This is a genomic window from Sphingomonas sp. LHG3406-1 (assembly GCF_029637485.1).
Taxonomy (GTDB): Bacteria; Pseudomonadota; Alphaproteobacteria; order Sphingomonadales; family Sphingomonadaceae; genus Sphingomicrobium.
On sequence record NZ_CP069128.1, the window covers coordinates 2,365,678 to 2,392,616 of the forward strand.

The following is a 26,939-nucleotide window of genomic DNA, read 5'->3' on the forward strand; positions in this document are numbered from 1 at the left end:
GTTATTCGCAATAACCGGTGACGCGGTCATCGGGATTGTTCATCGAACATGTAGCTTTAAGCGAGCGGCTCGCTAGATCTCGCCGCGCCCGCGCACCGCAACCTGCGACCGTTCGTTCATGGCGGCGTCGTAGGTGGCGATGAGGCCGTCGAAGCAGTCGCGAAACGCCTGCGCCTCGGTCCGGAAGGGAATGTCGCCACCTTCCGTCACTGCGGGCGCGAGCAGCGCGTCGAGGTGGCGGTTAAGGGCCTCGCGGCGGTCCCCCGCCCGTTCCAGGTCAAGCATTAGGCGCTGCACGATCCCGTGCCGCTCGCCCCAGATGCGGAGCCAGTGGGCGCCTTGTTCGCCGTATCGACGAAGCCATACGATTTGCGGGTCGGTGGGGTCGATCTCGTCGAGGGAGGCGAGGACGACGCGGGTGCGTTCGGTGAGCAGCTGCTGGAAGGCGCGCCAGCGATCGTCGCGCCAGCGCCGCCGCCATTCGTCCGACAGACGGTCGCGGCCCTCCGGAAAGAGGAAGCGGTCGGCGAAGATGGGATGGTCGAACACCAGCTCGCGAAGCTCCGGAAGCTCGCAATAGATGGCCATCTCGGTAAAGGTGCTCGCCTCCCGCTCGTTGCGGAAGGTGATCGCCTCCAGCGTCGCGAGGTTGCAGTCGGCAAGATAGGGCATGGTCGCCGAATGGTAGATCTCGTGCAGGTAGCGAAGGTCGCGGATCGCGGGATTGTCATAGTCGACCAGCATCACCCCGCCCCACCACGGCGAGAAGTGGGTCCATTCGATGCGCTGCTCGGACGCCCGGTAGAAGAAGCGGGGCAGGCGGGCGAAGCGCTCGACGATGCGCGCGACCAGGCCGCCGCCCTCGTGGCTGCGCCGCACCGGGCCATCGCTCCACAGCGACAGAACGAAGTCGTGGATCTCGCCGCGGGTGGCGAGCGGGACCAGGCTATCGCGCTGCATCGACCAGCCCGGCCATGGTCGGCGTGAGGCAGAGGCGGACCACGCGCTCGGCCGGCGAACCGCGCCACAGGCTCTGCGCCAGCGCCGGCTGATCCGCACTGGCCGGCGCGGTGCCGAGCAGCATCACGTCCGCCGCCTCCAGCCGCACCCCGAGGGCCTCGCCGCAGCGGCGGGCGGCTTCCTCCTGGATCGAGCGGTAGCGGCGCGGAAGCGCCTGGCAGTCGTGAGCACGCATCATCGCCGTTCCCCAGGCAAGCGACAGGAGGTTCTTGAACCAGCGGTTGCCGAACAGGCTGGGCCGCTCGTCCCTAGCGAAGACTCCGCCAACGCGGTGGTAGTAGCCACCGAACGGTTTCGAATGGCTGAAGACGAAGGCGGGGATGTTGGGGGCATCGAGCGACACGCGAAAGTCGCGCGCGACGCTGCCGACATAGGTGAGGTCGGGGATGAGCTCGACCTCCGGCCGCGCGTCGGCAAGGGCGGCAACGAAGGCTTCGAACTGCGGCCAGACGGCGCCGTCGATCGCGGACGGCTGGCTCAGCCAGAATTGCGCGTGGGGCGGGACGGCGTCGACCGCTTCCTGCCAGCGGCTGCGGTCGTGGCGGACGATTGGCAGTGACAGCGACGCGGCGAAGGCCGGGAAGCCCTCATATTCGCCGTCGAAGAGGTGGACCGACGGCACCCGCCCGGCCGCCCGGCAGTTCGCGGCATATTCGCTCATCAGCTTGAAGATGCCCTCGCTCGCCCCGGCGGTGGGGTAGGCGAAGGGGAAGGCGGCAGGATCGTGCGTGACGAGCGGCTTCGACCAATCGCGCCAGCCTTCGAGATAGGCCTCGTGCATCTGGTCCTGCTTCTGCGTCCACGCCTCGCGGTAGAGGTCGAGCAGGCCTTCGCGATCGCCGTCGAACAGGCCTTCGAGGGCGGCCTCGCTTTCCGGCATGACCAGCGAATAGATGGTGCCGCTGCCGCCGGCGCGGAGCAGCGCCGCCTTGCGCACGGCATCGGTATAAGCGGGAAGGTCGGGCACGTTCATTCGGCGGCGAGCAACTGTTCGGCCCCGCCGAGGTCGACCGAAACGATCCGGCTGACGCCCTTCTCGACCATGGTCACGCCGTAGAGCCGGTGCATCCGGCTCATGGTCACGGCATTGTGGGTGACGATCAGGTAGCGCGTGTCGGTCTCGGCGGTCATGCGGACGAGGAGGTCGCAGAAGCGCTCGACATTGGCATCGTCCAGCGGCGCGTCGACTTCGTCGAGCACGCAGATGGGCGAGGGCTTGGTCAGGAAGAGCGCGAAGATGAGCGCGACGGCGGTCAGCGCCTGCTCGCCGCCCGAGAGGAGGGTGAGCGCGGTGAGGCGCTTGCCCGGCGGCTGGGCCATGATCTCGAGCCCCGCCTCGAGCGGATCGTCGCTGTCGATCAGGGCGAGGTGGGCCTGCCCGCCGTCGAACAAGGTGGTGAAGAGGCTGCGGAAGTGGCGGTCGACGGCTTCGAAGGCGGCGAGCAGCCGAACGCGGCCCTCGCGGTTGAGGCTGCCGATCGAGCCGCGCAGGCGGTGGATGGCTTCCTGCAATTCGTCTCGCTCGGCGGCGCCCTGAAGGCGCGCCGCCTCGAGCTCGGCCAGCTCCTGTTCGGCGACGAGGTTGACCGGCCCGATCCGCTCGCGGTCGGCGGAAAGGCGCTCGAGGCTGGCGCTTTCGGCGCTGGCATCGGTGAGGTCCTGGGGATCGAAGCCAAGCTTCTGCGGCAGGAGCGGGGGCGGGCATTCGAACTTCTCGCCGCAGACCCGGCCATATTCGATCCGCCGCGCAACCTGGCCCTCGGCGCGGGCGGCGGCGGCGGCGCGGGTCTCGCGGGCGGAAGCCATGGCTTCGTTGGCGCGGGCGAGGGCGGCGCCGACCTCGGCCAGCGCGGTCTCCGCCTCCCGCTCGGCGGTGAGGGCGGCGCTGAGCAGGGCGCCCGAGCCGGCAGCGGCCTGTTCGATTCGCGCGACTTCGCCGGTCAGGCGCTCGGGCTCCTGCTCCAGCGCGGCGCGTTCAGCGGCGATGCGCTCTCCGCGGACAGCGGTGTCCTCGACCCGGCGCTCGGCCGCGGCGGCGCGTTCCTTCCACGCCGCCTGCTCGCCCGCGGCGGCGAGCTGGCGGTCGCGATCGGCGGCGGCGGCGCGGGCCGCGGTGGCGAGGTCGGCGCGGCGGTCGGCCAGCTGACGCCCGCGCTCGGCGGCGGCGGCCCGGGCTTCGGCGACCGCGCCGGCGAGGAGGTCTTCGGCAGGAAGGGCGGCGAGGACGGCTTCGGCTTCGCGGACGGCGGAAACGGCGGCCGCAACGACCGGGGCGAGTTCGGTGAGGCGCTTCTCGAGCGACTCGCGCTGCTGCGCCTGGCGATCGGCGGCGGCGGCGGCGCTATCCTCGTCGCGGCGGGCCTGGCGGAGCCGTGCTTCGGCCTGGGCCAGCGCCGAGCGCGCACTGTCGATGGCGCGGGCGGCGGCGACGACCCGCGCGGCCGCCTGCTCGTGCGCGGCCCTGGCCTCGTCATGCGCCTGGGCGAGGGCGGGGAGGTCGGCGCGCAGGGCGGCGAGGCGGTTGGCGCGCTCCAGCCGCTCGGCCGCCGCCGAGCCCGTGCCGCTGCTGACGAAGCCGTCCCAGCGCCGCATCCGCCCTTCGCGGGTGACCAGCCGCTGCCCGACCTTGAGCGGTTGCCCCTCGTCCGCGTCCGCCACCCCGATCTGGGCGAGGCGGCGGGCAAGCTCGGCCGGCGCCTCGACCCTGGTGGCGAGCGATATGAGCCCGTCGGCGAGCGGCGGATCGGCGGCGTCGGCCGCCACCCCCGCCCAGCCGCGATCGCCGTCGGCACCGACGGGGGCGCCGAGATCGTCACCGAGCGCCGCGGCAAGGGCCTTCTCGAAACCCGGCGCGACCGTGAGCTGCGCCAGCACGCCGCGGCCCGGGGCGGAGGACAGGGCCCGGTCGAGGGCGGCGATCTCACTCGTCGCAGCGCCATGCGCCGCGCGAGCCTGGGACAGGCGGAGGTCGGCGGCGTCGCGGGCGGTTCCGGCCTCGACCCGCTCCTTCTCGGCGCTTGCGATCGCCTGTTCGGCCGCCGCGCCGGCTTCGGTCGCAGTCTCGACCGCGGCCTTGGCGGCCGCCACCTGATCCGCCAGCGCATCGCCGCTGCCAAGCGCCGCCAGCGCCCGCTCCAGTCCGTCGCGCTCGTTGTTCAGCCGGGCCTGGTGGCTGCGGGCCGCGTTGAGGGCGGCGACCGCCACCTGCCGTTCGGCGCGCAGTGCGGCTTCGCGGGTGAGGAGGGCGGCGAGCGCCGCTTCGGCCGCGCGATTCTCCTCTTCCGCTCTGTTGAGGGCGATGGCGAGTTCGGCCTGACGGCTGTCGCCCGCCGCAAGCCGCCAGGCGATCGCCTCCATCTCCGCGGCGAGGGCGGCGATCGCCTGCTGGGCATCCTGCCGGAGCGCGGCTTCGCGGCTGCGTTCGGTGGCGAGCTGGGCGGCGAGGCGGTCGAGCTCGACCAGCCGACGCCGCGCCGTGTCGAGCGAGGCGCGGGCGGTGGCCAGCCGGTGGGCGAGTTCCTGCCCTTCCTCGCGGGCATGGGTCGCGGCCTGCCGCCGCTCGGCGACCAGTGCGGCGCCGGCGGCCTGCGCGGCCTGGGCCTCGTCGAGCTTGCGGGAGAGGAGCGCGACCTCGGCCATGGCGGCATCGGCCTCGCGCCCGGCGGCGACCGCAGCGGCATCGGCCTCGGCCCAGCGGCTGTAGAGGAGGCGGCCCTCGGCGAGCCTGATCCGCTCGGTCAGCGCCCGGTAGCGTTCGGCTGCGCGGGCCTGGCGCTTCAGGGCCGAGACGCGCTGCTCCTGGTCGCCGAGCAGTTCGTCGAGCCGCTGGAGATTGGCTTCGGTCGCGCGGAGCTTCTGTTCGGCATCCTTGCGGCGGACGTGGAGGCCCGCGATGCCCGCCGCTTCCTCGAGCATCTGGCGGCGTTCGGCCGGCTTGGCGGCGATCACCGCGCCGATCCGGCCCTGGCTGACGAGGGCAGGGGAGTGGGCGCCGGTGGCGGCGTCGGCGAACAGCAGGGCGACGTCCTTCTGGCGGACGTCGCGGCCGTCGATCCGGTAGGCCGAACCGGCGCCCCGTTCGATCCGGCGGGTGACCTCGCTCTCGTCGGAATCACGCTCGACCAGCAGCGACACTTCGGCGAAGTCGCGGGCCGGCCGCTGCGCGGTGCCGGCGAAGATGACGTCCTCCATGCCGCCGCCGCGAAGCGACTTGGGGCTGCCTTCGCCCATCACCCAGCGGAGGGCTTCCAGAAGGTTCGACTTGCCGCAGCCGTTGGGACCGACGACGCCCGTCAGCCCCGGCTCGATCCGAAGGTCGGCCGGTTCGACGAAGCTCTTGAAGCCGGTCAGCTTGAGGCGGCGGAACCGCACCTTGGTCACTCCCCCCGGAGGTGAAAGGCGCGCGCGCTGATCAGGTCAGAGCGCGCCCCTGATGGCTTCCTCCAGCGCGGCCCAGTTGGTCTGGCCCGAGCCCGGCTTCACCTCCTCGCCGTTGACGAGGAAGGTCGGAGTGCCCGGAATGTCGTAGCTGGACGAGGCGTCGCTGTTCATCTGCACCAGCCGGTCGATCTCCGCCTGGTTGGCGAGGCACTGGCTGGTCCGGCCCGACGGCAGGCCGCGCTGGGCCGCCCATTCCTGGATTCCGGCAAGCTGCGCCATGCGCTGGAACTGCTGCGCCGGGGGCTGGTTCTGGAGGCCCTGAAGCTCGGCCTCGGGCACCGCCTGGATGCGGTCGAAGAAATTCTTCTGCTCCGCATACATGCCATTGGTGAGGGCGAAGAATTGCGGGGTCGCGCCGGCGCAGCGGGTGACCAGCGACATGGTGATGTCGAGCGAGTCGCGCACGAAGTTGCGGAATTCGAAGCTGACGTTGCCGGTCTTCACATATTGCTCGACCAGCTTCGGTTCGTCGGTGGTCGCGAATTCTGCGCAGACGTGGCAGCTCATCGAGCCGAACTCGACCACCTTCACCTTGGCCTGCGGGTTGCCCATCAGCATGCCGCCCTCGGTGGTCTGGGTGACCAGCTTGGACCAGTCGCCGTTCGGGGCCTGGACCGGCGCGACGGCCGGGCTGTCGTTCTGCGCCGCGGGCTGCTGGTTGCAGGCCGTTGCACCGAGCGCGAGCAAGCTGGCCGCAGCGGCAAGAAAACGCTTGTTCATAAGTCCTGATCACTCCGTGAGGCGGGTTTTCCTAAGGTGAAGGGAGCGGCGACGATGGTCGGCGGACCTTCGGCCGCGGCGATCTTGCCCGCAAGGCTTTCGAGCATGGTGCGAAGCTCGGGATCGGCGATCTCGCGCAGGCCGTCGCCGAGCTCGCGCGGGACGGGGACGGGGCGCGGGCGCTCGGGCCTGGGCGCGGCCTTGATGCCGGCGGTGCCCTGGCGGAAGACGATCTTCGCCACCGCCTCGTAGCCGAAGAAGAGGTTGACCCGCTCCATGATCATCGGCGCGAGATGCTGGATCAGCGGGGCGTGGGCGCCCTGGACGGCGAGGGTCAGCGTCCCGCCGCTCTTCTTGCCGGCGGGGAAGCGGATCGATTCGGGGGTGGAGACCTTGGCGTAGCGCTCGCCGACGATCTCGCCCCAACGGGCGACCACCGCCCCCTGGACGAAGCCGAAGCGCTTGAAGGCGACCCCCCCGATGTCGAGCGCAAGCTCGCCGGCCGCGCGGGCGCGGCCCTGGCGCGGCGCCTCGGTCGGCGTGGTGGGCTTTTTCTTCGACATCGCGGCGGGTCATGCCATAGCCAGGGCATGGACGCTACCGCGGCGGGGCTGCTGCTCGACCATTATCGCCGGCACAAGCGCGACCTGCCGTGGCGGGAGGAGCCGCGGGTGCCCTATCGCACCTGGCTGAGCGAGGTGATGCTGCAGCAGACGACGGTGGCGACGGTCACCCCGCGCTTCCTCCGCTTCCTCCATCGCTGGCCGACGGTCGAGGCACTGGCGGCCGCGAGCGACGAGGAGATCCTCGGCGAATGGGCGGGGCTCGGCTATTATGCGCGGGCCCGCAACCTCATCGCCTGCGCCCGTGCGGTGGCGGCACGCGGCGGCTTTCCGGAGACCGAGGCGGAGCTGCGCAAGCTGCCGGGGCTCGGCGCCTATACGGCGGCGGCGGTGGCCGCGCTTGCCTTCGGCGAGGATGCGGTGCCGCTCGACACCAACGTCGAGCGCGTGGTGGCGCGGATGTTCGGCATCGCCGACCGGCGGGCGCTGCCCGAGGCTGCCAGCGGCTGGTTTCCGGCCGGCGCGCATGGCGCTTTCGCCGAAGCGCTGATGGACCTCGGCGCCGCCATCTGCCGCCCGAGGGCGCCGCGCTGCGATGCCTGCCCGGTTGCGGCGCACTGCGCGGCGCGGGCGCTCGGGACTCCCGAGCTGTTCCCGGCACCCAAGGTGAAGAAGGAGCGGCCGCATCGTTTCGGCCTCGCCTGGTGGGTGCGCCGGGGTGACGACGTCTGGCTGGTGCGAAGGCCGGAATCGGGGCTTCTCGGCGGCATGGCCGCCTTGCCCGGACCGGAGTGGAGCGAGCAACGGCCCGCGGCCAATCCGCTCGCCATCCACCGCCATGGCTTCACCCATTTCACCCTCGACCTGATGGTTGTGCCGAAAGCCGAGCCGCCGGCCAGCGAAGGCTGGTGGCAGCCGCTCGACCGGCTGGCCGAGGCCGGGCTGCCGACCCTCTATCGCCGTGCCGCCGAAGCGGCGCTGGCCGCCGAACGGGAGCCGCGCCTTGCCGCCTGACGTCTTCTTCTCCGGACCCGGGCTCGACCGGGCGGACGCAGCGCGGGGCGAGCCGGCGACCCTCGAAGCCTTCGCCCGGTCGCCACAGGCGCGGCAACTCGCCTGGGCGGACGGGCTGCCGGCGCTGGACGCCGGCGGGCGCCTCTGCTGGGAGCCGGTGACCGAGCCCGCATTGTTCCTCGGGCTCGACGGCGACACGCCCTGCTTTTCGCCAATCGGGGCCGGCGGCGGCGACCTTCGCGCCCAGTTCGGCGCGCTCGCCCACCTGTCGGCGGCGGAAGCGCCGACTTTCGCGGCCGCCACCAGCCTTGCCTCCTGGCACCGCCGTCACGGCTATTGCGCGGCCTGCGGCCAGCCGAGCGCGATCGTCCGCGGGGGCTGGTCGCGCCAGTGCGGCGCCTGCGGGACCGAACATTATCCGCGGGTCGATCCGGTAGTCATCATGCTTGCCGAGCATGACGGGCGGGTGCTGCTCGGCCGCCAGCCGCGCTTTCCGCCGCACCGCTATTCGGCGCTGGCGGGGTTCGTCGAGGTCGGCGAGAGCCTGGAGGCGGCGGTCGCGCGCGAGCTGTTCGAGGAAGCGGGCGTGCGCGCGACGAACGTCCGCTATGTCGCAAGCCAGCCCTGGCCTTTCCCGTCGTCGCTGATGATCGCCTGCCTGGCGAGCGTCGGAGACGAGGCGCTGACGATCGATCATGCCGAGCTGGAGGATGCCCGCTGGTTCTCCCGCGACGCGGTCGCTGCGGCGATGGCGGGCGATGCGGACGCGAGCTTCATCGCGCCGCCTCCCTTCGCCATCGCGCACAGCCTCCTGGCCTGCTGGCTGGCCGCTTGAAGAAGCGCCGTTTGCCCCCTAAAGGAGCGCCAGTTTTCTCGATCCATCGGACGCACAAGACTTCTCATGCAGGACAATAACAACACCATCGCCGGCTGGGTGCTGTTCGCCGGAATCGTCGCGCTTGGCGGCACCCTGGTCGCAGGCAGCTATTTCGCGGCCGAGCGGCCGGAGAAGATGGGCTATCCGATCGAGGGCGTGGTCGAGGAAGGCGCCGGCGGCGCCGAGGCTGAGCAGCCGATCGAATTCTACCTTGCCAGCGCTGACGTCGCCAAGGGCGCGGAAGTGTTCAAGAAGTGCCAGGCCTGCCACACGGTGGACCAGGGCGGCGCCAACGGACTCGGCCCGAACCTGTGGGCGACCTATGGCAAGCCGCACGGCCATGTCGCCGGATTTGCTTATTCGGACGCGCTGAAGGGCGTTCCGGGCAACTGGGACTGGAAGGGCATGAGCGACTGGCTTGCCAATCCCAAGGCCTACGCGCCGGGCACCAAGATGACCTTCGCCGGTCTCAGCAACCCGGTCGATCGCGCCAACGTCATGGCCTTCCTCAATTCGAAGAGCGATGCGCCGCTGCCGCTTCCGGCGGCTCCGGTCGCCTCGACCCCGGGTGCAGCCGAGGACAAGGCCGCGTCGGAAGCCGACGATGCCGGTGGCCAGAAGGCCGAGAACGAGCCGGTGCTGACCGAGCAGGAAGCGCTGAAGGGCGGCACCGCCAACATCCGCGGCGAGGGCGCTCCGAAGGTGACCGCGCCCGGCACCACCGCGGCTCCGGCGCCCAAGCAGTAAGCGTCGAGCAAGCCACAAGAAAGGGCGCCCGGTCGAATGACCGCGGCGCCCTTTCTTGTTGGGTGAGAGCAGGCGCCGTCCGTCAGGCGGCCCGTCCTGCCTGCTGCCGCGCATAATGGTCGCACACGTGCGCCCAGCCTTCCTCGGCCGTCTCGCACCACGTGATGAGGTCGAGGTCGCGCTCCGAGATCACGCCTTCCTCGACCAGCGCCTCGAAGTCGACGACGCGGTTCCAGAACTCCCGCCCGTAGAGCAGGATCGGGAGCGGACGGACCTTGCCGGTCTGGATCAGGGTCAGCAGTTCGAACATCTCGTCGAAGGTGCCGAAGCCGCCCGGGAACACCGCCACCGCCCGCGCACGCAGCAGGAAGTGCATCTTCCGGAGCGCGAAATAGTGGAACTGGAAGCTGAGCGACGGGGTGACGTAGGGGTTGGGAAGCTGCTCATGCGGGAGAACGATGTTGAGGCCGATCGATTCCGCCCCGACGTCCTGCGCGCCGCGGTTGGCGGCCTCCATGAACGAGGGTCCGCCGCCCGAGCAGACGACGAAGTGGCGCTTGCCCTCGTCGTCGCGGTCGGTCTTGCTGACCAGCCGGGCGAGTTCGCGGGCGACGTCGTAATAATGCGACTTGGCGACCAGCCGCTCGGCGATCACGCGCTCCTCGTCGGTGCGGGCGGCATTGAGCTGGGCTTCGGCCTTGGCCGGTTCGGGTACGCGGGCCGAGCCGTAGAAGACGAAGGTCGAGCCGATCTGCTGTTCGTCGAGCAGCAGTTCGGGCTTCAGCAGTTCGAGCTGGAAGCGGACCGGCCGCAGGTCCTGGCGTAGCAGGAAGTCATTGTCCTGGAAGGCGAGCCGGTAAGCCGGGTCTTCGGTCTGCGCGCTGGTGCGGATCTGCTTGGCAGCCTGGGCGTCGACCTTGGCATCGGGAAAGATGCGCTTGGGAGGGATCGGATCAGTCATAAGCGGCCGCGCTTAGCCGAGGTCAGCGGCTTTCCCAAGAGCATTGGCAGCGGCCGGGCCTTCGCGCCGGCACGCACATGCACTAGGGGAGGCGCCATCAAGAAGAACCGGCGCCACATGGCCGGGCAGGAGTGAAGTCCTTGAACCTCGAAACTTCCGCGCTCGGCGATTCCGTCCGCGCGGGCACCGCCTCCTTCAGCGAGCTGGAGCGCCGCACCTTTGCGATCATCTCGCACCCGGATGCCGGCAAGACGACGCTGACCGAAAGCCTGCTGCATGCCGCCGGCGCCGTCCACGAGGCGGGCGAGGTGAAGGCGCGCGGCGATCGCCGGCGGGCGCGCTCCGACTGGATGAAGATCGAGCAGCAGCGCGGCATTTCGGTGACCAGCTCGGTCATGACCTTCCAGCGCGGCAACATCCTGTTCAACCTGCTCGACACCCCCGGGCACCAGGACTTTTCGGAGGACACCTACCGCACGCTGACCGCGGTCGATTGCGCGATCATGGTGATCGACGCCGGCAAGGGGATCGAGCCGCAGACCCGCAAGTTGTTCGAGGTCTGCCGCATCCGCAACGTGCCGATCGTCACCTTCGTCAACAAGGTCGACCGCGAGGGCCTGAGCCCGTTCGAGCTGCTCGACGAGATCGCCGAGGTGCTGCAGCTGGACGTGTCCCCGCAGAACTGGCCGACCGGCATCGGCGGGCTGTTCCACGGCCTGTACGACCTCCGCCGCTCGGCCTTGCTGGTCGCCGACCGCAGCGACGGGGTGGTGCCCGGGCGCTGGGTGCAGGCGGCGGGGATCGACGATCCGGCCATTGCGGGCGCCATCCCGGCCGATGCGTCGGCGAGCCTCGGTGAGGATGGCGGGCTGGCGCTCGCTTCCTATCCCGCCTTCGATCTCGCTGCCTTCCGGTCGGGCGACCTGACGCCGGTCGTCTTCGGCAGCGCACTGCGCGGGTTCGGGATCGAGCAATTGCTCGACATCCTCGCCGACGACGGGCCGCCGCCGCAGCCGCAGCCGGCGAAGCCCGCCCCGATCAGCCCGGACGAGCCGCGGCTGACCGGCTTCGTGTTCAAGGTCCAGGCCAATATGGACCCCAACCATCGCGACCGGGTGGCGTTCGTGCGCATCTGCTCGGGCAAGCTGACGCGCGGCATGAAGGTGCTGAACAGCCGCGGCGGCAAGGCGCTGGCGCTGCACAATCCGATCACCTTCTTCGCCCGCGACCGCGAGCTGGCGCATGGCGCGGTGGCCGGCGACATCGTCGGCATCCCCAACCACGGCACCCTGCGGGTCGGCGACACGCTGACCGAGCGCGGCGACGTCACCTTCACCGGCCTGCCCGACTTCGCGCCCGAGATCCTCCGCCGCGTGCGGCTGGGCGACCCGCTCAAGGTCAAGCAGATGCGCCGCGGGCTGGAGGACTTGGCGGAAGAGGGCGTCATCCGCCTGTTCAAGCCGGCGCTGGGCTCGGCCTGGATTGTCGGGGTGATCGGCGAACTGCAGCTCGACGTGCTGCAGACCCGGCTCGAGCAGGAATATGGTGCCGCGCTGGAGTTCGAGCCCTCGCCCTACGAAGTGGCGCGCTGGGTCCGGTCCGATGATCCGGCGCAGCTCAAGAAACTGATGGAACAGCTGCGCTCGAACATGGCCGAGGACCAGGACGGCGTGCCGGTGCTGCTGATGCGCAATGCGTGGGAGTTCGGGCGTTTCCAGCAGGACTGGCCGGGTATCACCTTCAGCGCGGTGCGGGAGCGTAACTGAAAGGGGAGCCCCAGGTAGGCTTGATCAACTGTCATCTTGGCCAGGCTACGCACGAGGACCAGACGTCCGCCACGGGTCGAACGTCGGCACTCCGGATTGTTGCGGACCCAAGCCTGGAGGAACCTAACAGCGATCGAGCCGCTCCTTCCCGTGAAGGAGAACCATCATGTTGCGACGTCTGCTGTTCACGTTCGGGATCGGTTATCTCATGAAGCGCTTTACCGGTGCTCGCCGCCCGGGCGTGCGTCGCTGGTAGCGACTGTTTGCGCAGCGGGTGCCGGGTAGGCGCCGCTGTCGCGTGTCGGCGGGCCGGCGCGAACCGGCCCGAGCCTCAATACACCCGCGCCTTGGGCTTGATGTAGCCGACCTCGTCGGTGAGCGTGTAGTCGTGGACCGGGCGGTAATCGATGTTGACCGCGCCGCCCTTGCCGCCCCAGCCGTCGAACCAGGCGATCGAATGCTTCATCCAGTTGGCATCGTCGCGGTCGGGGAAGTCCTCATGCATGTGCGCGCCGCGGCTTTCCTTGCGGTTGGCGGCGCTGTGCATGGTGATGACCGCCTGGCCCAGCATGTTGTCGAGCTCGAGCGTCTCGACGAGGTCGGTGTTCCAGATGAGGCTGCGATCGGTGACCTTCACGTCGCCGAGGCCGCGATAGATGGCGTCGATCTTGCCGACGCCTTCGGCCAGCGTGCGCTCGGTGCGGAAGACGGCGCAGTCCGCCTGCATCGTCCGCTGCATCTCGTTGCGGAGCTTGGCCGTCGGGGTCTCGCCCTTGGCGTTGCGGAAGTGGTCGAGCCGGCCGAGCGCGAGGTCGGCACTGTCACCGGGCAGCAGCTTCTGCGGGCTGCCGGGCTTCAGGATCTCGCCGAGGCGCAGGCCCGCCGCACGACCGAATACGACGAGGTCGATCAGGCTGTTGGAGCCGAGGCGGTTGGCGCCGTGGACGGAAACGCAGGCCGCTTCGCCGACCGCGAACAGGCCGGGGACGACGCTGTCCGGGTTGCCGTCCTTCAGCGTGACGACTTCGCCGTGATAGTTGGTCGGGATGCCGCCCATATTGTAGTGGACCGTCGGCGTGACCGGGATCGGCTCGCGGGTCATGTCGACGCCGGCGAAGATCTTCGCGGTCTCGGTAATGCCGGGCAGGCGCTCGGCCAGGATCTTCGGGTCGATATGGTCGAGGTGAAGGAAGATGTGGTCCTTCTCCTTGCCGACGCCGCGGCCCTCGCGAATCTCCATCGCCATCGAGCGCGACACGACGTCACGGCTGGCGAGGTCCTTCGCGCTCGGCGCATAGCGCTCCATGAAGCGCTCGCCGGCGGAGTTGGTGAGATAGCCGCCTTCGCCGCGGGCGCCTTCGGTGATGAGCACGCCGGCACCGTAGATGCCGGTCGGGTGGAACTGGACGAACTCCATGTCCTGGAGCGGCAGGCCGGCGCGGAGCACCATGGCGTTGCCGTCGCCGGTGCAGGTGTGCGCCGAGGTCGCGGAGAAATAGCAGCGGCCGTAGCCGCCGGTCGCAAGCACGACGGCCTGGGCGCGGAAGCGGTGGATCGAGCCGTCTTCCATGCACAAGGCGACGAGGCCGCGGCACTCGCCGTCGACCATGATCAGGTCGAGCGCGAAATATTCCACGAAGAAGTCGGCGTCGTAGCGCAAGGATTGCTGGTAGAGCGTGTGCAGCATGGCATGGCCGGTGCGGTCGGCGGCGGCGCAGGTGCGCTGCGCGGCCGGGCCCTCGCCCATGTTCTGGGTCATGCCGCCGAACGCGCGCTGGTAGATGCGGCCGTCGTCGGTGCGGCTGAACGGCAGGCCGGCATGCTCGAGCTCGTAGACCGCCGCGGGCGCTTCACGGCAGAGATATTCGATCGCGTCCTGGTCGCCGAGCCAGTCGGAGCCCTTGACGGTGTCGTACATGTGCCAGGTCCAGTGGTCCGGGCCCATGTTGCCGAGGCTTGCGGCAATGCCACCTTGAGCAGCGACGGTATGGCTCCGGGTCGGGAAGACCTTGGTCACGCAGGCGGTCTTGAGGCCTTTCTCCGCCGCGCCCATCGTCGCGCGAAGACCGGCGCCGCCGGCACCGACGACGACGACATCATAGACATGATCGATGATCTGGTAGGCGGCACTCATCAGGCTTAGGCTCCGAACGCGATACGGGCGAGGGCGAACAGGGCGAAGGCGCCCACACCCACATGTAGGAAGAGGCTGACGACGTGCCAGGTAAGGCGCCCGCCCTCGTCGCCCTGATAGTCGTCGACGACCACCTTCACGCCTTCGAGGCTGTGCTCGAAGCTCAAGTAGACGAACAGCGCCATCGGCACGAAGCCAAACGGCGATGACAGCCAGCTGGCGAAGGTCGACGGCGAGAAGTCCGGCAGCAGCAGCAGCGAGATCAGGAACCAGGTCCCGAGCAGCAGCAGCGCCGCGCTCGAGACGCGCTCCTTGATCCAATGCTCGCCGCCATGGCCGGCAGCGCCAAGACCGCGCACCTTGCCGAGCGGGGTCTTGCCTTCCGGCACGGCGTTGCGGTCGTGCCGACCCATTTGCTTCGGCCCGGTCATGCGCCCTTCCCCAGGATCAGAGCCCAGAAGAGGGCGGTGAGCAGGGCCGATCCGATCATCGTCAGATAGGCCATGGTCTTGTTGGTCCCAAGCTCGAAGCCGGCACCCACGTCCATGATCAGGTGGCGGATGCCCGACAGGGTGTGCTGGAAGAAACTCCAGGTCAGCAGCACCAGCCCGACCAGGATCAGCGGCACCGGACCGAGCTTCCAGCCGAGGAAGCCGGTGAAGGTGCCCCATGCCTCGGCGCCGCCGGACAATGCCAGCAGGAACCAGGTCAGCAGGAACAGCCCGCCAATGCTCAGCGCCATGCCGGTCGCCCGGTGGAGGATGGAGACCAGCATGTGCGGGCCCCACCGCCAGATGGTGAGGTGGGGCGAGAGGGGTCTTGCAGTGTTGCGAGCCATGAGACCGACGATTGCTCCGGCAATTGGTCTGGAAAAGGATGGAGCCGCCCTAAGCCGCGAGGGGCCGCTAGGCAAGGCGGTCCAAGGGACGGGGGCAGTCGCCCGCCTAACCGGCTCTTAACCATTGGCGGGCCAAAGGAGGGCCATGACGCATGGGAGACGCGGGTAGCATCATGGGCAAAGGCAAGCGGCATAACTACGACCTGCAGCGGGGTCTGAAGATCTTCGACCGGAGCGGTGACCTGCCTGCCCGGGCCGCAGCCCTGTGGGAGCGCATCAGCTTCGCCGAGCAGGACCTGGCACGCGCCTTCTGGGACGCGTACCGCCGGTCGCCGGACATCAAGATCGTCATCGACGATGCGATGATGAACGATTTCGCCGAGAAGATCCGCCCCTACGTCCGCGAGAAGTTCATGCGGGCGGGCGAGACCGCCTGGGTCGAGACGGCCTATCGCTATGTCGACAAGGCATTGTCGTCGAACGTAAGCCAGACGACGCTGCTTTCCGGCCTGCATGCCGGGACCGAGGCGGCCTATGTGGCGATCCGCCAGGCCTATAGCGATCCAGAGGAGCAGGTGGTCGCCTGCCGGACCCTGTCCGAATCCTATGCGCTGGAAACGGATGTGTTCGTCCACCACGCGGTCGACATCACCCGCGCCCAGGTCGACGTTCTGCAGGCCGAGCAGGCCGCCGAGTTCAACCGCCGGGTGATGAACGTGGTCACCCGCTGTGCCAGCGACAGCGACATGCTGCGCAGCCAGGCGAGTAGCACCGCCAATTCGGCGCGTGGCATGCTGGGCAAGACCAGCGAGGTCGCGGCCGCCGCCGAACAGTCGGCAGTGGCGATGCGGGAGGCGGCGCATACGGCGGCCGGCCTCATCCGTGCCATCGAGGATGCTCGCTCCGAGGTCGAGACCGCCGCGGATGTGGCCAGCCGCGCCGGCGACCAGGCCGCGTCGGCGGTCAAGATCAGCCAGGCACTGTCGACCCATGTCGAGGCGATCGAATCGATCCTCGGCCTGATCCGCGACATCGCCGGCCAGACCAACCTGCTCGCCCTCAATGCCACCATCGAGGCGGCGCGCGCGGGCGACGCCGGCCGCGGCTTCGCGGTCGTCGCGCAGGAAGTGAAGAGCCTCGCCAGCCAGACCGCTCGGGCCACCGACGACATTACCGCCAAGATCAGCGCGATCACGGCGGCAACGCGGCAGACGGTCGACGCCAACAGCTCGATCCAGGGCACGGTCGAGGAAGTGCAGACCAGCGCCGACCGCATCCGCCAGGCGATGGAACTGCAGGCCCAGACGGTGACCATGATCACCGCCGCGGTCGACGAGACGGCGCTCGCCGCCGATTCGATGAGCTCGACCATCGCCGCCATCCGATCCGATACCGAGAATGTCGCCCGCGACATCGACGGCGTCGAGCAGGCGTTCGGCCGCTTCTCAGAGCAGATCGGCGAGTTCAAGGGCGCCACCGCCGAATTCATCGCGCGCTTCGCGGCCTAGAAGCAGCTCCCCTGCAAGGGGCGGGGCAGCGCAGCGCTGACGGAGTGGGGCTTGGCAGGGGTGGGCCAAGCTCCTTTCCGCTTCGCGTCACTCCCCCTGTCGGGAGAGGAACGAAGGCGCTAAGCGCACGGCATGAACATCCTCCTCACCGGCGCCAGCCGGGGCATCGGCAAGGCGGCCGCCGATGCGCTCACCGTTGCCGGGCACCGCGTCCTCGGCACGTCCACCAAAGGCGGCGAGGGCCTCATCGCCGCCGACTTCTCCGACCCTGCCGCGGCCGGTGCCTGCTGGGCGGAAGCGGAGCGCCGGCTCGGGCGCATCGACGCGCTCGTCAACAATGCCGGCGTCTATGAAGCGGTGGCCGACGATGCCCCGGAGGCCGAGTGGCAGTCCTCCTGGGCGCGCACCCTGCAGGTCAACCTCCAGGCCGCCGCCGACCTTTCGCGCCTCGCCATCGCCCATTTCCGGGCGAACGGCGGCGGGCGAATCGTCAATGTCGCGAGCCGCGCCGGCTATCGCGGGGATTCGCCGCAGCACTGGCATTATGCCGCTTCCAAGGCCGCGCTGATCGCCGTCACCAAGACGATTGCGCGGGGGTATGCGCACGAAGGCGTCCTCGCCTTCGCCGTCGCGCCGGGCTTCACCGTCACCGAGATGACCGAGGAATATCTCGCCAGCCGCGGCGGCGAGAAGGTCCTCGCCGATATCCCGCTCGGCCGGGTCGCGTCTGCCGCCGAAGTCGGCGAAACCATCCGCTGGCTGGCGACCCAAGCGCCGGCGAGTTCGACCGGCAGCGTCATCGACGTCAATGGAGCAAGCTATGTCCGTTAGCCTCGCCCTTTTCGCGCTCGCCGCGCAGCAGATCGTCGTCCCGCTCGGCAAGGTCCAGAAGGTCGAGCGGCTGCCCGCGCCCATCGCCACCGCCGGCCCGGCCTTCGCCCGCGCCTGCAAGGAGAATGACGATTGGGACAGGCCGGCGCCGCCGGTGCGGGTCCATGGCAACAGCTACTATGTCGGCACCTGCGGGATCAGCGCCATCCTGGTCACCGGCACGGATGGGCATGTGCTGATCGACAGCGGAACGGACAAGGGCGCGGACCTGGTCGCGGCCAACATCCGCCGCCTCGGCTTCCAGCTGAGCGACGTGCGCTGGCTGCTCCATAGCCACGAGCATCACGACCATGTCGGCGGCCATGCCCGCATGCAGCAGCTGACCGGCGCGCAGGTCGCCGCCTCGGCCAATGCCGCGGCGGTGCTTCGAAGCGGGCTGACCGGGGAGGGCGATCCGCAGTTCGGGATCCTGCCGAAGATGATCCCGGTCCCGGTCGCGCGCACCCTGAAGGGCGGCGACAAGCTCCGCCTCGGCCCGATCCAGCTCACCGCCGTCGAGACCAAGGGCCACACGCATGGCGCGCTCAGCTGGACCTGGGTCAGCTGCGAGGGCGCCATCTGCCGCAACATGGCCTATGTCGACAGCCTGTCGCCCGTCAGCCGCGACGATTATCGCTTCACCGATCACCCCGACGTCGTCGCCGCCTTCCGCGACAGCATCGCCAGGGTCGCCGCGCTCGACTGCGAGATCCTGCTGACGCCGCACCCGTCCGCAAGCAACATGATCCAGCGCTTCGCCGGCAAGGCGCCCCTGTTCGATCCCAGGGGCTGCGCCGACTATGGCGTCGCCAAGACGAAGCAGCTCGACGAGCGGCTCGCCAAGGAAGCCGCCGCCAAATGAGCTGGCGCGTGACGCTCGCCTGCAACCGAGCCGAGGGTGAGGCGGTCGGGGACATGGACGAGCCCTTTCCGGACCACCCGAACCCACCCGTCATCGTCGCCGACGAGCCGGACGAGCATCGTCCCGACGACTGGCGCATCCACGCCTACTTCGAGGAGCAGCCGACGGGCGACGAACTGGCGGTGCTCGCGGGCCTCGCCAGCGGTGAACCGATCGTCGAGCGCCTCGCCGACAAGGACTGGGTGACGGTCAGCCAGGCCGGGCTCGAACCGATCCGCGCCGGCCGCTTCTTCGTCCACACACCCGCCCATGCGCCGGAAGAAGGCGCCATCAACTTCCTGATCGATGCGGGCCTCGCGTTCGGGACCGGCCATCACCACACGACCAAGGGCTGCCTGGAGGCGCTCGACCGGCTGGAGCGGGACGGGCGGAGCTTCGCCAATATCGCCGACATCGGCACCGGCACCGGCCTCCTTGCCTTCGCCGCCATGCGCCTGTGGCCCGAAGCGCGGGCGATCGCGACCGACATCGACCCGATCAGCATCGACGTCACCGCCGACAATGCGCGGGTGAACGGCGTAGCCATTGGTGAAGGCAAGGGCGAACTGGCGCTGGCGGTCGCCGACGGCATGGACCATCCGGCGCTGGCCGGGCGCGCCCCCTTCGACCTCCTCATCGCCAACATCCTCGCTGGCCCGCTGATCGAGCTTGCGCCGGCCTTCGTGCAAGCGACGGCGCCGGGCGGAACGCTGGTCCTGTCGGGGCTGCTCGACACGCAGGCGGAAGCGGTGACCGCGGCCTACATCGCGGAGGGCTGCCGGCTGATCAGCGCAGGCGAAGGCGAGTGGCGCGTGCTGGTGCTGGAGCGCGGATGAGCGAGTGTCCGCTTTCGACCCCTTGCGGACATTAGGCCGGCGCCTCGGTCATAAGAACTGACCGGGCGCGCCACGGAGTTTGCGGGCACCTTCGTGGAAGTGGTCTGATGGCGGCTCCTTCAGTCGGAACTGCCGCAACACAACTTCGCCCGACGCAGCCTTCAACCTGAAATTGCCGCTCTCCAGCAGCCCAGCCACCCAGTCGAGAAACCCACCAAGGCTCTCGGCGAGAACGACCTTCACATCCTCGTCACGTCCGAACAGGATCACTTGTCCGGCTCGACCTCGGGGCCATGGGGCGAAGTCGAGCCCGATATGGCCGCCTGATCCATCACTGGTCAGCGGCACCCAGCGGGGATTGAAGTAAGCCGGGTCCACGGCGCCTTCCGGCCAAGCACCACCTGGAACAGGGTAACGGTTTCCGCCAAACCCGGCCAAAGTCCTGATCCAGGCTTTCCAGTCGGCCTCCGCCTGTTTGAGCGGCAGCAGCGGAAGTCCATAGATGTGACCTGACCGATCGTCGTTCTCGCCGTCATGCCATTTGTACAATTGCCGGTACGAGCGAGGCATGCGGAAGCCGACCACTTGCTCGAAGATATCGATCTGCGCGTCCGTGGCTGGCGGATTCAAGATATACCTATCTCGCGGCAAATGGGCCGCGTACCACGCGTCGAGCCGTGCGAGCACCGGCGCGATGTCCTCGTCAAGCATCGGCTTCGCTTCGCCTGCTGGCCGCTTGGGCAGGCTACCCATCGGTCTCGCTGGCCCCATTGCGATCTGGCGCATGGCGCAGGCGGTAGGCAGCAGTCCACCGATGAGGCAGGCGCCCAGGACCGAACCACCGATCAGCAGATTGCGCCTAGTCTGGTCCATGTTCATCCATGCGGTCAACGTAGCCGCTATTCGCTAACGTCCGCTTTCCACCCTTAGCGGACATTGCGAAAACCCCTCTTGGCTGGTGACTAAGCGCCCGCCTCCGCGACGATCCGCGCCCATTCGGCTTCGTCGACCACCCGCACCCCAAGTTCCTCCGCCTTCTTGAGCTTGGAGCCCGCGCCGGGGCCGGCGACCACCAGGTCCGTCTTGGCGCTGACGGAGCCGGCCGCGCGGGCGCCGAGGCGTTCGGCCTGGGCCTTGGCTTCGTCGCGGCTCATCGTTTCGAGGCTGCCGGTGAAGACGATGGTCTTGCCGCTCCATTCGGTCTCGCGGGCCTGGCTGACGAAGGGGGCGGGGCGGGCGAGGTCGAGGAGGGCGGCCACTTCCTCCCGGTTGTGCGGCTCATGGAAGAAATCGTGCACCGCCTCCGCGACCACCGGGCCCACGCCCTCGACGGCGGAGAGTTCGGCGATGCCTTGCTCGCCCACAGCCGCCGCCTGCAGCGCCTCGATCGTGCCGAAGCATTTCAGCAGGTCTCGCGCCGTGACGATGCCGACGTGGCGAATGCCGAGGCCGAACAGAAGCCGCGCGCCCTCGAAGCCCTTCCGTGCCTCGATCGCCGCCAGCAGATTGTCGACGCTTTTCTCCTTCCAGCCCTCCCGCCCGAGGATATGGTCGCGCCGCAGCCGGAAGATGTCGGACGGCTTCTCGATCAGCCCGGCTTCTGCGAATTCGACGATGCTCTTTTCGCCAAGGCCCTCGATGTCCATCGCGCCGCGGCTGACGAAATGCTTCAGCCGCTCAAGCCGCTGCGCCGGGCAGATGAGGCCGCCGGTGCAGCGCACGTCCACCTCGCCCTCCTCGGCGACCGCTTCCGAGCCGCAGGCGGGGCAGTGATCGGGATAGACGAAGGCGGGGCGATCCTCGTCGGGCGTGAGGTTTTCGACCACCTGCGGGATGACGTCGCCAGCGCGCTGGATCCGGACGCGGTCGCCTTCGCGTAGGCCGAGCCGGGCGATCTCGTCGCGATTGTGGAGCGTGACGTTGCTGACGATCACTCCGCCAACCCCGACCGGGGTCAGCCGCCCGATGGGCGTGAGCTTGCCGGTGCGGCCGACCTGGATCTCGATCCGCTCCAGCGTCGTCTCGGCCTTTTCGGCCGGGAACTTGTGCGCGATCGCCCAGCGCGGCGCGCGGCCGACGAAGCCCAGCCGCTCCTGCAGGTCCAGCCGGTCGAGCTTGTAGACCACGCCGTCGATGTCGAACGGCAGGTCGGCGCGCTCATGCTCGATGGCGGCATAATGGCGCATCGCTTCTTCCGCGTCGGCGCAATGGACGAAGCGCTGATCGACCGGGAAGCCGAGGGAACGCAGCCGCTCCACCGCCCCGGCCTGGGTGGTCCCCAGCGGCTCGGACGTTTCGCCCCAGCCATGGGCGAGGAAGCGCAAGGGGCGCGCGGCGGTGACCGACGGGTCCTTCTGGCGCAGCGATCCGGCCGCGGCGTTGCGCGGGTTGGCGAAGACCTTGCCCCCGCTCGCCGCCTGCCGCTCGTTCAGCGCGGCGAAGTCGGCCTTGGACATGTAGACCTCGCCGCGCACCTCGAGCACCGCCGGCGCGCCGGCCAGCGCCTGCGGGATATCGGGAATCGTCCGCACATTCGCCGTCACATCCTCGCCGACTGCGCCGTCCCCGCGCGTCGCCGCCAGCACCAGCCGCCCGTCCTCGAAGCGAAGCGAACAGGACAGGCCGTCGATCTTAGGTTCGGCCGTCAGCGCCAGCGGTTCGTCTTCCGGGAGGCTCAGGAAACGGCGCATGCGACGGACGAAGTCGTGCACCTCGTCGGCCGAGAAGGCATTCTCGAGGCTGAGCATGGGCCGCGCGTGGGTGACCTTGGCGAGCGCGGTCGAAGGCGCGGCGCCGACCTGCCGGCTGGGGCTGTCCCCTCGGACCAGGTGCGGAAACTCGGCCTCCAGCGCCGCATTCTCCCGCATCAGCGCGTCATAGTCGGCGTCGCTGATCTCCGGCGCGTCCTGGTCGTGGTAAAGCCGGTTGTGGCGGGCGATCTCCTTCGCCAGCCACCGCAGCCGCCGCCCGGCCTCGACCTCGTTCATGCCATGTCCGCCAGCAGCGCCGCCATCTTCGCGACGCTGTTCATATTGCGTGCGGTCCCTGCCGCGACGGCCGGCAGCTTGAGCTTGCTGGTGCCGATGCCCTCGCCATAGGAAACGTAGATGGCACGGGGGCCGAGCGCCATCCGCTCGCCCCCGACCTGGCGCGCTTCTGCCAGCATGGCGGCGGTCGGCGGCTCGTCGATCACATGCGCCATGACCCTGCTCGGCTTGTCGTCCGTGAAGGGATTGCCGGTAACAAGTGCGGTCATCTCGCCGGCCGAGCGCACGAAGACGGGGACGGGCTTGCCGAAATGGCCGGCGATCCTGGCGGCGACGCGGGCGCGGACCTCCGCTTCGTCGAGATCGCTGGTCAGCAGCAGATTGCCGCTGGCGATGAAGGTGCGGACCTGGCCAAAGCCGCACTCCTCGCCCATCCGCTTCAGTTCGCTCATCGGCAGCTTGCCCGTGCCGGCCACGTTCACCGCGCGGAGCAGCGCGACATAGGCGGTCACCCGAACAGCTCGTCCAGATAATCGTTGAGCGCTGCCCAGCTGCGGCGTGCGGCTGCGGCATTGTAGTCAACCCCCGGGATGCCGAGCGTCGCGGCGGCGGGGTTGGTGAAGGCGTGGCCGACATGGCCATAGCCGTGGATCTGCCAGTCCGCGCCGGCGTCGGTCAGTTCCTTGGCGAGCCCGACCACCGCTTCGGGCGGCACCATCGGATCGTCCCAGCCGTGATAGGCGACCACCTTGGCCCTGATCGGCTGCGGCGGCAGGTCGGGCGCATCGAACAGGCCGTGGAAGCTGGCGACTCCGGCGATGTCCACGCCGGAGCGGGCGAGGTCGAGGACGCACAGGCCGCCGAAGCAATAGCCGATGGCCGCGATCCGGCCCGGGTCGACGCCTTCCTGGGCCCTGGTCACCTCGACGATGTCCAGCATGCGGTCGCGAAGCGCGGCGCGGTCTTCCTTGAGGCGGGTCATGTGGCCGAAGGCGAGATCGCGCTCGTCCGGACCATTGTAGCTGCGTCCCCACAGGTCCGCGACCAGGCAGGAATAGCCGCGCGCCGCGAGATCGCGGGCAAAGCCCATCTCGAGGTCGCTCACCCCGGCGAAGGTCGGCACGATGATGACCGTCCCGCGCGCCGCCCCGCCGGTGCCGACGAACACGCTCCGCAACGGCTCGCCGCCAAATTCGTGGGTGATGGTTCGCTCGGTCATCGTTCCTCCTGTCATGCCGTCTCCAGCAGCCGCGCCGCCTGGGCGCGGGCCTCGTCGGTCACTGCCGCGCCGGACAGCATCCGCGCAATCTCTTCCTGCCGCTCATGGGCTTCGAGCCGGCGGACGGTGGTTCGGGTGCCCTCGGCGCCGTGGCTCTTTTCGATTCGGTAGTGATGGCGCGCGCGGGCGGCGACCTGGGGGCTGTGGGTGACGACCAGCAGCTGGCTTCGCTCCGCCAGCCGAGCGAGCCGCTCGCCGATGGCGCTGGCGACTGCACCGCCGACTCCGCGATCGATCTCGTCGAAGATCATGGTCGAGGCGCCGCCTTCCTCCGCCAGCGCGACCTTGAGCGCGAGGATGAACCGGCTGAGTTCGCCGCCCGAGGCGATCTTGGTCAGCGCGCCGAACGGAGCGCCGGGATTGGTCGACACCTCGAATTCGACCCGGTCGCTGCCTGCCGGGCCAGCCATGCCGGGCTGGACCATGGTGCGGAAGCGGGCCGACTCCAGCTTCAGCGGCGCGAGCTCGTTCGCCACCGCCTCGTCGAGCCGGGCGGCGGCGGTGCGGCGGGTTTCGGTGAGGGTGGCGGCGGCCTCGGCATAGGCGGCCTCGGCGAGGTCGAGCGCCTTCTCCATCTCGGCGATGCGTTCGTCGCCGCTGTCGATCGCCTGGCGCTGTTCGCGCATCCGGTGGAGCAGTTCGGCGAGGCGGTCGGGCTCGACCCGGTGCTTGCGGGCGAGGCCGCGAAGCTCGAACAGGCGGGCTTCGGCTTCCTCCAGATCCTCGGCCGAGAAGTCGAGTTCGCCGCGAGCGCGGGCGACCTTCTCCTCCGCTTCGCCGCCTTCGATGATGGCGCGATCGAGCGCGGCCAGCGCCTCGGCCAGCAACGGGTGCGCGTCGCTGATCCGCTCCAGCCGCCGGGCAGCCTGGCGAAGCTGCGACAATCCCCCGTCGGAACCGGTGAACAGGGAGGCGAGTCCGTCGAGATCCTCCTGGATCCGGGCGAACTGCTTCATGCCGGCGCGCTTTTCGGCCAGCGCCTGTTCTTCGCCTTCCTCCGGCTCGAGCCTGGCCAGTTCGGCGATGCTGTGGTCGAGGAAGTCGCGGTCACGGTCGGCGTCCGACTGGGCGCGGCGGAGCTGGTCGAGTTCGCTGCGCAGATCGGACAGGCGGGTCCAGAGGCGCGCGGCCGGCCCGCTGTCGATCCGGCCGAAGGCGTCGAGCAAGGCGCGGTGACCACGCGGGTCGAGCAGGCCGCGATCGTCATGCTGGCCGTGGATCTCGACCAGGCTCGCGCCCGCTTCGCGCAGGGTGGCCGCGGGTACCGGCGATCCGCCGAGGAAGGCGCGGCTGCCGCCATCGGCCTTCAAGGTACGGCGGAAGACGAGGGCCTCGCCCGCCTCATGCTCGATCCCCGCCTCGTCCAGCGCGGCAAGGGCAGGGTGGCCGCCGGGCAGCTCGAACTCGGCGGTGACGGACGCGCCGTCCTCGCCGGCACGGACCAGCCCACTGTCGGCGCGGACGCCCAGCGCGAGGCCGAGCGAATCGAGCAGGATCGACTTGCCGGCGCCCGTCTCGCCGGTCAGCACCCCAAGGCCGTCGCCGAAATCGAGGGTGAGCCGGTCGATCAGCACCACGTCACGGATGACGAGCTGCCTCAGCATCCCCCCGGCCCCCGGCTCTCCGTCAGGCCGCGCTCTGCGGCGCGTTGGGGACGTGCCGGCGGACAAGCGCATAGGCGCGCTCGTACCAGACCGTGCCCGGATAGTTGCGGCCGAGGACCGCGGCCGACTTGACCGCCTCGTCCGGCAGGCCGAGCGCCAGATAGCTTTCGGTCAGGCGCATCAGCGCCTCGGGCGCGTGGGTGGTGGTCTGATATTTGTCGACCACTTCGCGGAAGCGGTTGACGCTCGCCAGCCAGTTGCCCGCGCGCTGGTAATAGCGGCCGACTTCCATCTCCTTGCCGCCGAGCTGGTCGTTGATGAGGTCCAGCTTCAGGCGCGCGTCGGCGGCGTAGCGGCTCTCGGGATAGCGGCGGATGAGCTCGTTGAAGGCATCGCCCGCCTGGCCCGTGATCTTCTGGTCGCGGGTGACGTCGGCGATCTGATTGTAATAGCTCATCGCGATCAGATAGTTGGCGTAGGGCGCGTCCTTGTTGCCCGGATGGATGGTCAGGAAGCGCTGGGCCGAGCTGATCGCGTCGGGATAGGTCTGCGCCATGTAGTAGCTGAAGGCGCTCATCAGCTGGGCGCGGCGGGCCCACACCGAATAGGGGTGCTGGCGCTCCACCTCGTCGAACAGTTTCGCCGCCTGCTGATAGTCGCCACGGTCGAGCCGGCTCTTGGCGAGGCCGTAGAGGGTGTTGACGTCGCGGGCGACGTAGGCGGTGTCGGCCCTGGTCCGGTTGCGGGCGCAACCGGCGACCGGAAGCGCGACGGCGCAGACGAGGAGCAGGGCCAGGGGACGGGAGGGCTTCAGCAGCATGAGCGGCCTTCTAGGACAGACGGATGGGGAGGCCAAGCGGAGATGCCGGGGTCTGAATGAACCCCGGCTTACACCACCGCGCCGTCGCCGCCTGCCAGCGCGGGTGCCTTGTCGTCCACCTTGAGGAAGCTGTCGGGCTTGACCCCCAGCCACACCAGCACGGGCGCCGAGATGTAGATGGACGAATAGGTGCCGATGAAGGTGCCGAGCAGGATTGCGGCGGTCAGGCCGAAGATGACGTCCGGGCCGAAGATCAGCAACATGGCGAGCGCCAGCATGATCGAGCCCGAAGTGACGATCGTCCGGCTCAGCGTCTCGTTCAATGAAAGGTTAAGCAGGGGCACGATCTGCATCTTGCGGAACTTGCGCAGGTTCTCGCGGATACGGTCGTAGATGACGACGGTATCGTTCAACGAATAGCCGACCACTGCGAGGAAGGCGGCGACGATGTTGAGGTCGACCTGCAGCCGGGTCACGGCAAAGAAGCCGAGGATCACCGACACGTCGTGGAACAGGGTGAGCAGGGCGCCGACGCCGAACTGCCATTCGAAGCGGAACCAAATGTAGATGGCGACCCCGAGCATGGCGAGAGTAATGGCCAGCAGGCCGTCGCGGGCCAGTTCGCCGGACACCTTGCCGGAAACCGCCTCACCGGCACCGACGTTCACCCCCGGATATTGCTGCTGGAGCATGACCCGGACCTGGCTGACGATGGCGGCCGCCTGCGCGTCCTGTCCTTCGGGCCGCGGAAGGCGGATCTGGTAGGTCCGGCCGTCGCCGAATTCCTGGATGCTGGCGTCGCCGACGTTCAGCGCCTCGACCTTGCCGCGCAGGTCCTCGATCGGGACCTGCTGCGCGAAGGTCGCGCGCACCATCTGCCCGCCGACGAAGTCGATGCCGAGGTTGAGGCCTCTGATCCCCACCAGCGCGAGGCTGGCGATGGTGACCAGCAGCGACAGCATGAGGGCGATGTTGCGCACCTTCATGAAGTCGATGTTGGTGTCGTCGGGAACGAGCTTGAGCAGTTTCATCTAGACCCTCGTCGTCTCGGCAA

24 protein-coding genes are annotated in these 26,939 nt (G+C 69.3%); 8 read left to right on the forward strand and 16 right to left on the reverse strand.

Annotation, left to right across the window (positions count from 1 at the left end):
- Positions 1–72 precede the first annotated feature (72 nt).
- From JOY29_RS11555 to JOY29_RS11575, 5 genes are read right to left on the reverse strand one after another with little or no spacing between them, the layout of a single operon-like run.
- Positions 73–960 carry a hypothetical protein gene (locus JOY29_RS11555; protein ID WP_300973679.1) on the reverse strand — a complete coding sequence of 296 codons (888 nt, stop codon included), beginning with the start codon at positions 958–960 and terminating at the stop codon, positions 73–75.
- Entirely contained in the window at positions 947–1,993 is a 1,047-nt protein-coding gene (locus JOY29_RS11560; protein WP_300973680.1) for a hypothetical protein, read from the reverse strand. The genes JOY29_RS11555 and JOY29_RS11560 overlap by 14 nt, the downstream gene beginning before the upstream one ends.
- The gene (gene smc / locus JOY29_RS11565; RefSeq protein WP_300975536.1) at positions 1,990–5,391 is read right to left on the reverse strand and encodes a chromosome segregation protein SMC; all 3,402 of its coding nucleotides are present in this window, start codon (positions 5,389–5,391) and stop codon (positions 1,990–1,992) included. The genes JOY29_RS11560 and smc overlap by 4 nt, the downstream gene beginning before the upstream one ends.
- A 45-nt stretch (positions 5,392–5,436) precedes the next feature.
- Positions 5,437–6,180 (reverse strand): thioredoxin domain-containing protein, encoded by a 744-nt coding sequence (locus tag JOY29_RS11570; RefSeq protein WP_300973681.1) that lies wholly within the window; start codon positions 6,178–6,180, stop codon positions 5,437–5,439.
- Complete coding sequence (locus JOY29_RS11575) at positions 6,177–6,743, reverse strand: DUF721 domain-containing protein (RefSeq protein ID WP_300973682.1); 567 nt, start codon at positions 6,741–6,743, stop codon at positions 6,177–6,179. Before JOY29_RS11575 ends, JOY29_RS11570 begins: the two co-directional genes overlap by 4 nt.
- A gap of 27 nt (positions 6,744–6,770) precedes the next feature.
- On the opposite strand from JOY29_RS11575, the gene JOY29_RS11580 reads away from it, so the two are divergent.
- From JOY29_RS11580 to JOY29_RS11590, 3 genes are all read left to right on the forward strand, one after another.
- The gene (locus JOY29_RS11580) at positions 6,771–7,757 is read left to right on the forward strand and encodes an A/G-specific adenine glycosylase (RefSeq protein ID WP_300973683.1); all 987 of its coding nucleotides are present in this window, start codon (positions 6,771–6,773) and stop codon (positions 7,755–7,757) included.
- Positions 7,747–8,592: an NAD(+) diphosphatase gene (gene nudC / locus JOY29_RS11585; protein ID WP_300973684.1), complete on the forward strand. Its 846-nt coding sequence runs from the start codon at positions 7,747–7,749 to the stop codon at positions 8,590–8,592. Before JOY29_RS11580 ends, nudC begins: the two co-directional genes overlap by 11 nt.
- Before the next feature lie 66 nt (positions 8,593–8,658).
- Complete coding sequence (locus JOY29_RS11590; protein WP_300973685.1) at positions 8,659–9,381, forward strand: cytochrome c family protein; 723 nt, start codon at positions 8,659–8,661, stop codon at positions 9,379–9,381.
- 82 nt (positions 9,382–9,463) lie between these two features.
- Here the strand turns inward: JOY29_RS11590 and JOY29_RS11595 are convergent, their stop codons facing one another.
- Complete coding sequence (locus tag JOY29_RS11595) at positions 9,464–10,342, reverse strand: LOG family protein (protein ID WP_300973686.1); 879 nt, start codon at positions 10,340–10,342, stop codon at positions 9,464–9,466.
- Positions 10,343–10,545: 203 nt separating this feature from the next.
- Between JOY29_RS11595 and JOY29_RS11600 the strand changes: the two genes are divergently transcribed.
- Positions 10,546–12,108 carry a peptide chain release factor 3 gene (locus tag JOY29_RS11600; RefSeq protein WP_300975537.1) on the forward strand — a complete coding sequence of 521 codons (1,563 nt, stop codon included), beginning with the start codon at positions 10,546–10,548 and terminating at the stop codon, positions 12,106–12,108.
- A gap of 331 nt (positions 12,109–12,439) precedes the next feature.
- Here the strand turns inward: JOY29_RS11600 and sdhA are convergent, their stop codons facing one another.
- From sdhA to sdhC, 3 genes are read right to left on the reverse strand one after another with little or no spacing between them, the layout of a single operon-like run.
- Positions 12,440–14,242, reverse strand: coding sequence for a succinate dehydrogenase flavoprotein subunit (gene sdhA, locus JOY29_RS11605; protein WP_300973687.1), 1,803 nt, complete (start codon positions 14,240–14,242; stop codon positions 12,440–12,442).
- 5 nt (positions 14,243–14,247) lie between these two features.
- A complete protein-coding gene (gene sdhD / locus JOY29_RS11610; RefSeq protein ID WP_300973688.1) occupies positions 14,248–14,673 on the reverse strand; it encodes a succinate dehydrogenase, hydrophobic membrane anchor protein in 426 nt (141 codons plus the stop codon).
- A complete protein-coding gene (gene sdhC / locus JOY29_RS11615; RefSeq protein WP_300973689.1) occupies positions 14,670–15,080 on the reverse strand; it encodes a succinate dehydrogenase, cytochrome b556 subunit in 411 nt (136 codons plus the stop codon). The genes sdhD and sdhC overlap by 4 nt, the downstream gene beginning before the upstream one ends.
- A 152-nt stretch (positions 15,081–15,232) precedes the next feature.
- Here sdhC and JOY29_RS11620 point away from each other — a divergent pair, with 152 nt between their 5' ends.
- From JOY29_RS11620 to JOY29_RS11635, 4 genes are all read left to right on the forward strand, one after another.
- Positions 15,233–16,588, forward strand: coding sequence for a methyl-accepting chemotaxis protein (locus JOY29_RS11620; RefSeq protein WP_300973690.1), 1,356 nt, complete (start codon positions 15,233–15,235; stop codon positions 16,586–16,588).
- 132 nt (positions 16,589–16,720) lie between these two features.
- Entirely contained in the window at positions 16,721–17,419 is a 699-nt protein-coding gene (locus tag JOY29_RS11625; RefSeq protein ID WP_300973691.1) for an SDR family NAD(P)-dependent oxidoreductase, read from the forward strand.
- On the forward strand, positions 17,409–18,320 hold the full coding sequence (gene bla / locus JOY29_RS11630) for a subclass B3 metallo-beta-lactamase (RefSeq protein WP_300973692.1): 912 nt from the start codon (positions 17,409–17,411) through the stop codon (positions 18,318–18,320). The genes JOY29_RS11625 and bla overlap by 11 nt, the downstream gene beginning before the upstream one ends.
- Positions 18,317–19,195 carry a 50S ribosomal protein L11 methyltransferase gene (locus JOY29_RS11635; protein WP_300973693.1) on the forward strand — a complete coding sequence of 293 codons (879 nt, stop codon included), beginning with the start codon at positions 18,317–18,319 and terminating at the stop codon, positions 19,193–19,195. Before bla ends, JOY29_RS11635 begins: the two co-directional genes overlap by 4 nt.
- A 48-nt stretch (positions 19,196–19,243) precedes the next feature.
- Here the strand turns inward: JOY29_RS11635 and JOY29_RS11640 are convergent, their stop codons facing one another.
- The 7 genes from JOY29_RS11640 to secF all read right to left on the reverse strand — a co-directional run bounded on the left by JOY29_RS11640 (position 19,244) and on the right by secF (position 26,916).
- A complete protein-coding gene (locus tag JOY29_RS11640) occupies positions 19,244–20,074 on the reverse strand; it encodes an SMI1/KNR4 family protein (RefSeq protein ID WP_300973694.1) in 831 nt (276 codons plus the stop codon).
- 83 nt (positions 20,075–20,157) lie between these two features.
- Entirely contained in the window at positions 20,158–22,182 is a 2,025-nt protein-coding gene (gene ligA / locus JOY29_RS11645; RefSeq protein WP_300973695.1) for an NAD-dependent DNA ligase LigA, read from the reverse strand.
- The gene (locus JOY29_RS11650) at positions 22,179–22,694 is read right to left on the reverse strand and encodes a DUF1697 domain-containing protein (RefSeq protein WP_300973697.1); all 516 of its coding nucleotides are present in this window, start codon (positions 22,692–22,694) and stop codon (positions 22,179–22,181) included. The genes ligA and JOY29_RS11650 overlap by 4 nt, the downstream gene beginning before the upstream one ends.
- Entirely contained in the window at positions 22,691–23,401 is a 711-nt protein-coding gene (locus JOY29_RS11655) for an alpha/beta fold hydrolase (RefSeq protein WP_300973698.1), read from the reverse strand. Before JOY29_RS11655 ends, JOY29_RS11650 begins: the two co-directional genes overlap by 4 nt.
- 11 nt (positions 23,402–23,412) lie before the next feature.
- Positions 23,413–25,065 (reverse strand): DNA repair protein RecN, encoded by a 1,653-nt coding sequence (gene recN, locus JOY29_RS11660; protein ID WP_300973699.1) that lies wholly within the window; start codon positions 25,063–25,065, stop codon positions 23,413–23,415.
- 22 nt (positions 25,066–25,087) lie between these two features.
- Positions 25,088–25,885, reverse strand: a complete 798-nt coding sequence (locus JOY29_RS11665) for an outer membrane protein assembly factor BamD (RefSeq protein WP_300973700.1) — start codon at positions 25,883–25,885, stop codon at positions 25,088–25,090.
- A gap of 68 nt (positions 25,886–25,953) precedes the next feature.
- Complete coding sequence (gene secF, locus JOY29_RS11670) at positions 25,954–26,916, reverse strand: protein translocase subunit SecF (protein ID WP_300973701.1); 963 nt, start codon at positions 26,914–26,916, stop codon at positions 25,954–25,956.
- Between the last annotated feature and the right edge of the window lie 23 nt (positions 26,917–26,939).

Bases quoted from the DNA above. Each gene is read 5' to 3' on its own strand.
- JOY29_RS11655 (WP_300973698.1), bottom strand. From the start codon at position 23,401: ATGACCGAGCGAACCATCACCCACGAATTTGGCGGCGAGCCGTTGCGG.
- sdhD (WP_300973688.1), bottom strand. From the start codon at position 14,673: ATGACCGGGCCGAAGCAAATGGGTCGGCACGACCGCAACGCCGTGCCG.
- sdhC (WP_300973689.1), bottom strand. From the start codon at position 15,080: ATGGCTCGCAACACTGCAAGACCCCTCTCGCCCCACCTCACCATCTGG.
- sdhA (WP_300973687.1), bottom strand. From the start codon at position 14,242: ATGAGTGCCGCCTACCAGATCATCGATCATGTCTATGATGTCGTCGTC.
- recN (WP_300973699.1), bottom strand. From the start codon at position 25,065: ATGCTGAGGCAGCTCGTCATCCGTGACGTGGTGCTGATCGACCGGCTC.
- JOY29_RS11620 (WP_300973690.1), top strand. From the start codon at position 15,233: ATGGGAGACGCGGGTAGCATCATGGGCAAAGGCAAGCGGCATAACTAC.
- secF (WP_300973701.1), bottom strand. From the start codon at position 26,916: ATGAAACTGCTCAAGCTCGTTCCCGACGACACCAACATCGACTTCATG.
- JOY29_RS11640 (WP_300973694.1), bottom strand. From the start codon at position 20,074: ATGAACATGGACCAGACTAGGCGCAATCTGCTGATCGGTGGTTCGGTC.
- JOY29_RS11625 (WP_300973691.1), top strand. From the start codon at position 16,721: ATGAACATCCTCCTCACCGGCGCCAGCCGGGGCATCGGCAAGGCGGCC.
- JOY29_RS11555 (WP_300973679.1), bottom strand. From the start codon at position 960: ATGCAGCGCGATAGCCTGGTCCCGCTCGCCACCCGCGGCGAGATCCAC.
- JOY29_RS11580 (WP_300973683.1), top strand. From the start codon at position 6,771: ATGGACGCTACCGCGGCGGGGCTGCTGCTCGACCATTATCGCCGGCAC.
- JOY29_RS11560 (WP_300973680.1), bottom strand. From the start codon at position 1,993: ATGAACGTGCCCGACCTTCCCGCTTATACCGATGCCGTGCGCAAGGCG.
- JOY29_RS11665 (WP_300973700.1), bottom strand. From the start codon at position 25,885: ATGCTGCTGAAGCCCTCCCGTCCCCTGGCCCTGCTCCTCGTCTGCGCC.
- ligA (WP_300973695.1), bottom strand. From the start codon at position 22,182: ATGAACGAGGTCGAGGCCGGGCGGCGGCTGCGGTGGCTGGCGAAGGAG.
- bla (WP_300973692.1), top strand. From the start codon at position 17,409: ATGTCCGTTAGCCTCGCCCTTTTCGCGCTCGCCGCGCAGCAGATCGTC.
- JOY29_RS11635 (WP_300973693.1), top strand. From the start codon at position 18,317: ATGAGCTGGCGCGTGACGCTCGCCTGCAACCGAGCCGAGGGTGAGGCG.
- JOY29_RS11575 (WP_300973682.1), bottom strand. From the start codon at position 6,743: ATGTCGAAGAAAAAGCCCACCACGCCGACCGAGGCGCCGCGCCAGGGC.
- JOY29_RS11570 (WP_300973681.1), bottom strand. From the start codon at position 6,180: ATGAACAAGCGTTTTCTTGCCGCTGCGGCCAGCTTGCTCGCGCTCGGT.
- JOY29_RS11595 (WP_300973686.1), bottom strand. From the start codon at position 10,342: ATGACTGATCCGATCCCTCCCAAGCGCATCTTTCCCGATGCCAAGGTC.
- JOY29_RS11590 (WP_300973685.1), top strand. From the start codon at position 8,659: ATGCAGGACAATAACAACACCATCGCCGGCTGGGTGCTGTTCGCCGGA.